Origin of the sequence: Streptomyces sp. NPDC086519 (genome assembly GCF_040686075.1) — a bacterium.
Lineage (GTDB): Bacteria > Actinomycetota > Actinomycetes > Streptomycetales > Streptomycetaceae > Streptomyces > Streptomyces shenzhenensis.
This window is the reverse complement of the sequence record NZ_JBFBJL010000071.1, coordinates 37,497-46,678: the sequence shown is the minus strand read 5'-3', so window position 1 is coordinate 46,678 and position 9,182 is coordinate 37,497. Positions and strand designations below refer to the sequence as shown.

General features: G+C 67.9%; 6 protein-coding genes and 2 pseudogenes. 3 read left to right on the top strand and 5 right to left on the bottom strand.

The genetic code is table 11. From position 1 onward, the window contains the following. Positions 1-171 precede the first annotated feature (171 nt). Positions 172-633, top strand: coding sequence for a hypothetical protein (locus AB0P24_RS40390; protein WP_365803074.1), 462 nt, complete (start codon positions 172-174; stop codon positions 631-633). Between the two features lie 22 nt (positions 634-655). Here the strand turns inward: AB0P24_RS40390 and AB0P24_RS40385 are convergent. The 5 genes and pseudogenes from AB0P24_RS40385 to AB0P24_RS40365 form a co-directional block, all read right to left on the bottom strand. After that, a pseudogene (locus AB0P24_RS40385) lies at positions 656-1,056 on the bottom strand (transposase); the annotation flags it as partial. 46 nt (positions 1,057-1,102) lie between these two features. Beyond that, entirely contained in the window at positions 1,103-1,954 is an 852-nt protein-coding gene (locus AB0P24_RS40380) for a recombinase family protein (RefSeq protein WP_365803072.1), read from the bottom strand. Between the two features lie 78 nt (positions 1,955-2,032). Next, positions 2,033-4,117, bottom strand: a complete 2,085-nt coding sequence (locus AB0P24_RS40375) for a prolyl oligopeptidase family serine peptidase (RefSeq protein WP_365803070.1) — start codon at positions 4,115-4,117, stop codon at positions 2,033-2,035. Positions 4,118-4,248: 131 nt separating this feature from the next. Further along, the gene (locus AB0P24_RS40370) at positions 4,249-6,213 is read right to left on the bottom strand and encodes a Tn3 family transposase (RefSeq protein WP_365803089.1); all 1,965 of its coding nucleotides are present in this window, start codon (positions 6,211-6,213) and stop codon (positions 4,249-4,251) included. Further along, positions 6,096-7,040 (bottom strand): DUF4158 domain-containing protein, encoded by a 945-nt coding sequence (locus AB0P24_RS40365; RefSeq protein WP_365803068.1) that lies wholly within the window; start codon positions 7,038-7,040, stop codon positions 6,096-6,098. The genes AB0P24_RS40370 and AB0P24_RS40365 overlap by 118 nt, the downstream gene beginning before the upstream one ends. Before the next feature lie 11 nt (positions 7,041-7,051). On the opposite strand from AB0P24_RS40365, the pseudogene AB0P24_RS40360 reads away from it, so the two are divergent. Further along, positions 7,052-7,462 (top strand): annotated as a pseudogene (locus AB0P24_RS40360) (transposase); the annotation flags it as partial. 873 nt (positions 7,463-8,335) lie between these two features. Then, positions 8,336-9,112 (top strand): glutaminyl-peptide cyclotransferase, encoded by a 777-nt coding sequence (locus AB0P24_RS40355; RefSeq protein ID WP_365803066.1) that lies wholly within the window; start codon positions 8,336-8,338, stop codon positions 9,110-9,112. Positions 9,113-9,182: the final 70 nt, after the last annotated feature.

Below are 9,182 nucleotides of genomic sequence, written 5' to 3'. Positions count from 1 at the left end.
GCACACCTACAACCACCACCGCGGACACACCGCGCTGAAAGGCCAACCACCCGCCAGCCGCGTCCCCAACCTCACGGGTCAGTACACCTAGGGCCTGTCTCCTTGATGAGTCGGTCCGCTGCTCGGCGCCCTCTTGGATGCCTGCGGCATCGTGCATGGAAGTCTGTTTGCATGGACACATTCGCGGACCGGTTCGACGGCGGGCGAACGTGGTGGGAGGCCGCTGTCGAGGAAGCGCAGGAAGGGCGCTGGGTCCGTGACGCCGTGGAACGGCAAGTCATCGAGGACATCGGCGCCGCCACAAACCCTCTCTGTGGCGGGCGGACGGCCCCGTTCACCGAGGACTCGTGGCACGTGCGAATCGGGAGGATCGCGAACTGGGCCGGGGTGCTGCGACTCGCGGCCCGGTCAGGCGGGTGGGTGCTCCAGCCAGTTGTCGGGGGCCGCCCGCCGCGCCCGGCGGGCATGGCCGAGCTGCTGTCCGGCATCTACGCGGTCGGTGAGCAAGGAGAAATCTGGATGCGGCAGTTCCTGAAGGGCGAGCTGCCGCCGGAGGGCGAGATCGCCAAGGCTGAAGGCTTCTTCACCGGGCCGGGATCCGTCGAGGACCTTGAGCTCTTCTTCTATGACTGAGAGGTCGTCTTCTCCCGCTGTTTCATCCCGGAATCTGCTGTTTGGTCTGTGGTGTCGGGTCGCGCCAGGAGATGGCGTTCTCGCTGGTGAGGCGGCGGGTCATGAGGTCGGTCATGGCGATGTGGATCACGGCTTCGGAGCGGACGGAGGGGTCTCGTAATCGCGGGCCAGTCGGCGGTGGAGCATGAGCCAGCCGTAGGTCCGCTCGACTGCCCAGCGTTTCGGGATCGGGGTGAATCCCCTGGTCCCGGGCTTGCGTTGCGTGATTTCCATGTCACTGCCCTGGGTGGCCGCGTGCTCGACGAGGTGCTGACGGTAGCCGCCGTCGACCCACACCTTGCGGATGCCGGGGTGTTCGGCCGCGACCCGGTCCAGGAGTCTGGTGCCGGCGACGGAGCCCTGCACACTCGCCGCGGTGACCAGGCCCTGGAGTCCTAGCTCAGACACCAGCCGCAAACTAGCCGGATGATTACGCGCTCGCCGCCGTGGCGGCCTGTTCGTCGTGCTCGCGCAGCATCCGCATGACGGTGGCGGGCGAGGGGTGGTGCCCCTTCTTCGTGCCGATGGTGATGACGAGGCGCTTGGCGATGTCGCGCAGGCTCATCTCCTGGTCGCGCAGGTGGAGAGCCATGGACAGCATGTCGTCGTCGGTGACCCCGGCGCCGCCGATGGTCTTGCCGCGCTTCCGCGCGCTCTCGTGGCCTTCCAGGGTGCGGTCGCGGATGTACTCGCGCTCCATGCCGGACATGGCCGCGAGCACGGTGAGCACGATGCCGGACGGGTCGTGCGAGCCCTTCAGTTCGCCGGTGAGGAACTCCAGCCCGACGTCGCTCGCCTTCAGCTCCTCGGCAAGCATAGCGAGTTCGATGCCGCGGCCGAGCCGCTTGTGCTCGTGCACGACGAGGGTGACGGCAACACCAGAGGAGCGGATCTCCCCGGCGAGCTTCACGGCGGCCTCCAACTCGGGGCGCTTGGTGGCGCGGGTGGAGATCTTCTCCGAGAAGACGCGGGTGACCCCGGCCTCGCCGAGCGAGTCGAGTTGTGCGTCGAGGGACTGTCGAGCGGTCGAGGCGCGGGCGTAGCCGAGGCGGACGTGTCCGACCGGTTCGGCGCCGGCGCGCGCGGGCCGGGGCAGTTCGGTCCACACCGAGCCCGGTTTCCGTACGGCGGGGGTCGGCACGCTGAGCGCCTTGGCGAGTTGGGGCACTAGGCGGAAGCGGGCGGTGTGGTACTGGATGGCCACCTTGCTCTTGCCGGTCCGGCAGGGGGAGCCCGCGGGGGCGGCGCAGGTCGGACGGGCGGCTGTTTCATGAGCGACCACCTATGAAACAGTGGGGCGGCGGGCGGACCCCCGGTGCTTCGAGGGCAGGGGGTCCGTCTCGGCCTGATCTGCCACCGATCATCTCGGCCGCGCTGAGATGCCGAGCGCCCAGCAGAGGAAGCTCAGCTCGTCGACGTCCTGTTCGATGAGGGCCGACAGGGTGGTTCCTCCGCCGTGGCCAGAGTCACGCAGCGGCACCAGCAGGTAGGGGCCGCCCTGCGGGGCGTCGGCTTGGAGAGCCGCGATCATCTTGAGCGGGTCGTGCGGCGGTACGGTGCGGTCGTTGAGTGCCGACGCGATCGCCATCACTGGGTAGCGGCGGTCGGGCCGTACGTTGTGGTAGGGCGAGTAGGCGGCGAGATAGGCGCACTCGTCGGGGTCGTCTGGCGAGCCGTATTCAACGGTGGTGCCACTGAGGTTGGGGAAGGTTGGAAAGCGCAGCATGTCGAGCAGGGGCGCGCGGCAGTAGACGGCACCGAACGCGTCGGGAGCTTGCAGTGCGGTGACGGCGACCATCAGGCCGCCGTTGCTGTTGCCGCGCGAGGCGATCCTGTCGGGGGTGGTCCATCCGGTGGCGACCAGATGGCGGGCCGCGGCGATGTAGTCGTCGAAGGCGTTCTGCCGGCGCATGCCGACGGCTGCCTCGTGCCAGGTGCGGCCGTATTCGCCGCCGCCGCGTATGTTGGCGTGGGCCAGCACTCCGCCGAGCTGGAGCCAGGTGGCGCTGACGGCTGAGAAGCGCGGTTCTACGGGGATGTTGAAGCCTCCGTAGCCGCTGAGCCGGACCGGTCGCTGTCCGTCGCGCGGCAGGTCGGTGCGGTAGATGAGGAACATCGACACGGGGGTGCCGTCGGTCGACTCGTACCAGACCTGTTGCGTGGTGTACGCGGCCGGGTCGAGGCCGGCGTCCGGTACGTGGTAGGGCTCCAGTCGGTCCTGTGCGTAGTCGTACTTGTAGACCGACGGCGGCTGCACGAACGAGGTGAAGGCCACCCATACGTCGTCGCCGTGCCAGGAGCCGGTGACCCCGCTGACGACGCCCACCCCCTCGTTCCGGTTGACCGAGCCAAGGGACGGGAGCGCCAGGTCCCGCAGATGAGTGCCGTCCTCGGCGTGGACGGCCACCCGGTGCGAGGCGGCGTGCGAGTAGACGGCGTAGAGGCGGCCTCCGATCCCGGTGACGGTCTGCAGGATGTCCGGGCCTTCTGGGATGAGCGTGTGCCATGAGGTCGGGTCGGTGAGGGGAGCAATGCACAGGCGACCGCGCGGCGCGTCGAGGTCGGTCCACACGAGCACCGAGTCGTCGATCACCTGCACCTGGTTGACCGACCGCATTCCAGCGGCCACCGGAATCAGCTCGTCGTCGGTGAGGCGCAGCAGGGTGACGTCGTTGGCGTGTACGAAGTCCCACACGGTGATGACCGCGTACCGGCCACACTCGCTGGCGTCTACGGTGCACCAGTGGTCCTTATCGCGATCGTCCCCGAAGACCTTGCGGGCCGGGGTGTCCGAGCCGATCCGGTGCTCGTAGACGGCGTGCCAGTACGCCTCCTCGTTCGGTGGGACCTCGCCGTGCTCGGGGTAGGCGGTGTAGAAGAAGCTGGACGAATCGGGTCGCCAGGCGACCGAGCCGTGGTCGGTGCCTCGCAGTCGGTCGGGTAGCAGCTGGCCGGTCTCGACGTCGAGAACATGGACCACTGCGTCGTGGGTGCTGCCACTGGCTCGGCCGAATGCCACCAGGGTGCCGTCGGGGGACGGCTCGGCGAACACCAGGACGTCGCTGGCCGGCCATGTGCCCGGGTCGATCACGGTTTCTGCTGGGACACCGGTCGAACGGCGCATCATCAGGGCGGACTTCTCGTCGTCGGCGTCGGCTTGCCAATGGAAAGTGCGCCCGTTCCGGCCCGCAGGGATCGGTGGGGACAACCGCGCGTAGCGAGTGGAACGGGCGACGGCAGCGCGCAGACCGTCGCGGCCGGGGACGCTGTCGAGCACCGTGCGGGTGACCGCCTCCTGGGCAGCGATCCAGTCGACCGTCTCGCCGTCGTCGAGCCGTTCCAGCCAGACATACGGGTCCTCGTAGTGCCGGCCATGCAGCGTGTATCCGCCCTCAGAGACGCGGCGAGTCGGGGGGACCTCCACAGGCAGCGTTGGCCTCACCATCAGGTGCCTCTCTTTTCGGACCAGCATGGTCCCGGGGGTTGGTCAGCCGGACAAAAACGATCTACAAGCTAAGTAAACGCTCCGGGCACCGCGCATGAGTAACCTTCGCTTGTTCTGCACCCTTCAGACGGTCATCGCTTGTCAAGAGGGGACCGTTCGGCAGCATCAACCGTGGCACGGGGACCGGGCACTGTCACGGCTGGCCCCAGGTCGAGGCGCTTGTCCATGTCGAGGTGGAAGGTGCCGTACGGGTTGACGTTGGACCAGAACAGGGCGGTCAGGCCGCGCCGGTCCTCATGGCTCAGCTTCTTCGCCCACGCCGGTTCGGCCAGGACCTGCTGCACCAGCAGGGTGTTGACGTGCACGAGCGCGGACTGGAGCAGGTGCAGGGTGAGCATCGACGTCTCGGCGTGCTCTTTGTCCGGGCCGGTCAGAGCGCCGTCCTTGCCGTAGTGCAGCACGGCGTTCGCACTGTTCCAGTTCTCCACGACCTGTAGCCCGCCGTGGATCTCGCGGCGCAAGTCGGGGCTGGCCAAGTAGTCGCATACGAAGACCGTGCGAACTGCGCGGCCGAGTTCTTCGAGAGCCTGGTAGGTGGGGTGCTTGGGGCCGCCTCGGGTGAAGCGCCGCAGCACCTGTTCGGCCTCCGCCGTGCCGAGGCGGAGCGCGGTGGCGTACTTGACCATCTGGTCGTACTGCTGCTCGATCAGGTCCCAGCGGATCGGCCGCGTCAGCGAAGCTCCGAGTGCCGGCCAGCCGGGCGGGGTGTCGTCCGGGCGATACAGGCGGATGCTGCCGATTTTCTTCAGCCGCGGCAGCAGGCGGAAGTTCAGCAGTTCGGTGAAGGCGAACCCGACCACGCTCGCACCGTGGGTGTCGACGTAGTTCGACTCGATCTCGGCGTCCGTACAGTGCCGCAGCAAGCCCTCGATCATCGCCACGACCTCAGACGACGAACAGCTCTTGAGCTGGGAATAGATGCAGACGTTCTTCCGCTCGACGTGCCAGTAGATCATCACGCCGTTGCCGCCGTATCGGGCGTGGTACTCGGTCATGAAGTTCGAGGACCAGGATCCGAACTTCTTCGAGTCCGACGCGCACGCGGTGCCGCGGCCCCACCAGGCGGTATCGCGAGAGGCGAAGGTGGCGTTCACCAGCTTGGTGACGGCGGCCCGCAGGTTGTCGACGGTGATGAAGTGCCGGCGTACGTGCCGCAGCGCGGCCTCGCTCTCACCGTGCTCGCCGGTCGCCACGATCGCGCGGATACCCATGTTCGTACCTAGTGCGAAGAGGGCCAGCAGGAGGCGGCGCTGGAGGACGTCACGCTCAATTCGCTCGTAGGCGGCCACCGAGGAGAACTCCTCAGTGAAACCGGTGAGGAAGTCGGCGTTCTTCAACACGTCCAGAAGGTCCAGGACGCCCCAGCGGCACGCGACCTCCTCCTTGAGGGCCGCCAGGCCGGTGGGCTCGGCCAGCGGCTCCAGCTTCGGCACCGTGATCCACGGCTCGCCCTTGCGGGTGGTGACCTTCACCCCGCCCGCCGAGCCGTCCGCGAGCGCGCCGGACAGCTGGTCCAGGCCCGCGATCATGCGCTTCTTCAAGTCCGTGATGAACGCCCTCGGGTTCAGCGGCTGCCGGATCGCGGCGTAGTGCACGGCGCGGGTGGCCTCGAAATCGCCGGGCAGATCGTCCTCCGGATTGCGCCAGCGCGCGGCGCCCTCGACGTAAATCTCCCGGCGCCGTACGGCGTCCCGCAGCGCGACCAGAACGCACATCTCGTACGGGATGCGCTCGACCTTGCCCTTGTCGTCAACGACCGCTTCGCGCCAGTCCTTGCGCACCACGCCGTCCATCGGCACCTCGTCGCCGACGTCGTAGAAGCGGGTCTTGCCGTCGACGCCGGCGTACGTCTTCAGCAGCTTCATCGCGTCCATCACCGGCCGGTACGCGGTGTTGTTGCACTTGAAGCCCAGGGTGTTTAGCAGCGGCGGCAGCATCTGCCGGTAGTACGAGCTGTACGACGACCGGAGCGTGGTGCGGACCTTGGCCCTGAAGACCTTCTCGTTCGCCTTCGCCTCGGCCACCAGCTCGCGCAGCGTCTTCTCCCCGACCACCGGAAACAGGGCCCGGCGTACGACCTCGTCGGGCTTGTCAACGCGGCCGTCGCCAGCTTGAAAAGGATGCCCTCCTTGCCGCGGACCTTCTTCAACTCGGCGGTGAGCTGCTTCTCCACCCGCCGCTCGGCCCGTGCGTTGATCTTGTGGACCAGAGCGACCAACAGGTCGACCAGGGCATCGGTGATCTCCGCTTGCCGGGACGAGCACAGCGCCGCGAGCAGGGTGATCCGTACGTCCTCGCTCGTGTCGCGGAAGTCCGAGGGGTACATCTTGATCGCCCGTGCCCGCCAGGCGGCCACCAGCTTCTCCGAGCAGTCCGTGAACAGCCCGTCGGGCAGCCCGAGCTTGCGCACGTCGTTGAGTTTGGTGATCTCCGTCAGCAGGGAGTCCAGGCCGACCGCGCCCGGGTCGCGCTTGAGCGCGGCCAGCAGCGCAGTACCCGCCTCGTTGACCTCGGCCACCAAGGACAGCAGCCGGGCCGTGCCCGCCTCGCCGAGGCGGCCGATCGTGCGGGCGCAGAACGTCCTCTCCCACTTGCCGCGCGCCGCAACGAGGACCTTCTCGACCCGGGTCTGGCCCGGCGGCTCAATCTTCCGGGCCCGGCACTCGACCAGCAGGGCCTCGCGCCGTCGGTCCTCCACCAGCTCGACCGGACAGACCTCCACGGCCAGCCACTCGGCCAGCGCCTTCTCGTCCGCGTCCGTCGAGGGCCGAAAGCCCAGGGCCTCACGGATCTGCTTGCGGTGGTACTCGGCAGTCCGGCCGATCAGCGTGTACTTCGCGAAGTCGGTGGCCGGGACCTTCACCAGACCGGCACACGAAGGGCTTCCCCGTAATGATCATGGTGAAGCCCGCCAGCATACAGGACCGCGACGCCGCACGCGAACTCCTCTGGAGGCTTCGCCTCACGCATCCGCAGATCACCCAGGTCTGGGCCGACTCCGCCTACGCCTACGCCGGCCAACTCGTCACCTGGGCCGAGGACTTCCTCCACATCACCCTCAAGACCGTCTCCCGCCCCGAAGGCGCCAAAGGCTTCGTCGTACTCCCGCGCCGCTGGCGCGTCGAACGCACCCTGGGGTGGATCATGAACGCCCGCCGCAACGCGCGGGATTACGAGCGCCTTCCCCAGCACAGCGAAGCCCACCTGAACTGGTCGCTCATCACCCTCATGACCAGACGGCTGACCCGGAAGAAGCCTGCCTCCGGCTGGGCGAAGAAGCCGGAACCGATGGCCTGAGGCTGCCTGGAGGCGCGGAACCGAGCCTTGTAAAGGTGATGCACGGCCTGCCCGACGCCGTCCACCTCCAGGACCGGCTCCTCATCACCCGGCGGCGCGAGCAACGCCGCCCTGGAACAGGTGCGTACCCGAGTCGTGCAGGGCGCAGGCCGCTGCACCCGCGTGCCGCGCGACTTCGCGCTCGTCATCGCCGTCGGCCGCGCATTGCAGCGGTTCCCCTCCCGTACGGACGTCCGCGCGGGAATGCCGCCCGAGTTGCAGGCGGAGACCGCCTTCGGCCGGGAGAACAGCGAGGTTCCCGCCGGCGACCTGGTCGCGCTCACGCAAAGCGCCCTGGACCAGGAGTTCTCTTGGGGAGCGACTGCGGCGCGCGACCAAGCCTTGGGGCCTTGTACAGCTCAGTGCCGGTTTCGTCGACGCTAGCAGGTGCAACAGGTCCGGCGGTATCGCCGGTTCAGGTGAAGCCCCGGCGGCGCCGGCGCTGCCGGGCCGTTGTCCGATCAGCCACAGGGGAAGGCCGCGCTCGAAGGTGTTGCCGGTGTGGGTTCACCGAGCCGTTGCCCAGCGAGCTGGAACAGATCTTCCATATGGACGCCGGGCCTTGGAGATGAAACGGGTGTCCGAGCCCGTCGGCTGCGGCTGGACCCGATGCGAGTGTCCGGCAAGGCGATGGAGCTCGCTCCGAAGCGCATTCGCGACGTACGGCCTCTGGGCGCCGGGACGGTCGACGTCGGGCAGGCGCGGCGGCACGGATGACGGGCCGCCTTCTTCGCGCTCCCAAAGTAGATTTGGTTAACCATGACTGGATTGCACGTTTTCTACCCTGGGAATCGCCCCGTCGCTCTGCCCTGGAGGGTTCTGTTGCCCCTTTTCGTGTTCCCTGGGCTGATCGGTGTGCCCCCGGCTGGCCGCACGGCAGTGCCTGCCGATCCAGTGGAACTGGAAGCGAAGGTGATTCAGGTACTGCCGCATGACGTCGGCGCCTTCACCGAGGGCTTGGAGGTTCTGGCCGGCTCGCTGTACGAGAGCTCCGGAATTTACCGGCAGTCCTGGGTACAGAAGGCAGATCTGTCCTCCGGCCGGGTGAGCCGACGCGTGGCGCTGCCCGCCTCATGGTTCGGCGAAGGACTGGCCCTGGTCGACGGAGGGCTGTGGCATCTGACGTGGCGTGAGCATACGGCCGTGCTCAGGGACAGCCGGACCCTGGGCGAACTGCGCCGGGTGACTTACGACGGTGAGGGCTGGGGTCTGTGCCACGACCGAGCACGGGGTCGGCTCATGATGAGTGACGGCAGCGCAACCCTGTCGCTGCGCGACCCGCAGTCCTTTAGGCTGCTGGGCCGGATCACGGTCCACGACGGTGACGGGCCCGTAAGCGGGTTGAACGAGCTTGAGTGCACCGGCACGGACGTGTGGGCCAATGTCTGGCCCACCGAGGAGATCGCCCGTATCGATCCCAGCACAGGGCGCGTGAAGGCGACCCTGCACATCGGCGCCCTCCCAGATCTTCCGCCTGCTGCTCGGCGCCCCGGCAACGTCAACGGCATCGCCGTGGACCCTTCCACACACGACTTGCTCCTCACTGGGAAGTATTGGCCGCACGTCTACCGCGTCCGCACACAGCCTGCCGAACGATAAGGCGACTCGGCCGCCTGTCTCGGAAGCGATTCCCAACCCGAGGGACACGGCGGCCGCTCGAACCTCCGTA

Excerpts from the sequence above, each read along its gene's own strand:
- AB0P24_RS40375 (WP_365803070.1), bottom strand. The coding sequence starts at position 4,117 with ATGGTGAGGCCAACGCTGCCTGTGGAGGTCCCCCCGACTCGCCGCGTC.
- AB0P24_RS40390 (WP_365803074.1), top strand. The coding sequence starts at position 172 with ATGGACACATTCGCGGACCGGTTCGACGGCGGGCGAACGTGGTGGGAG.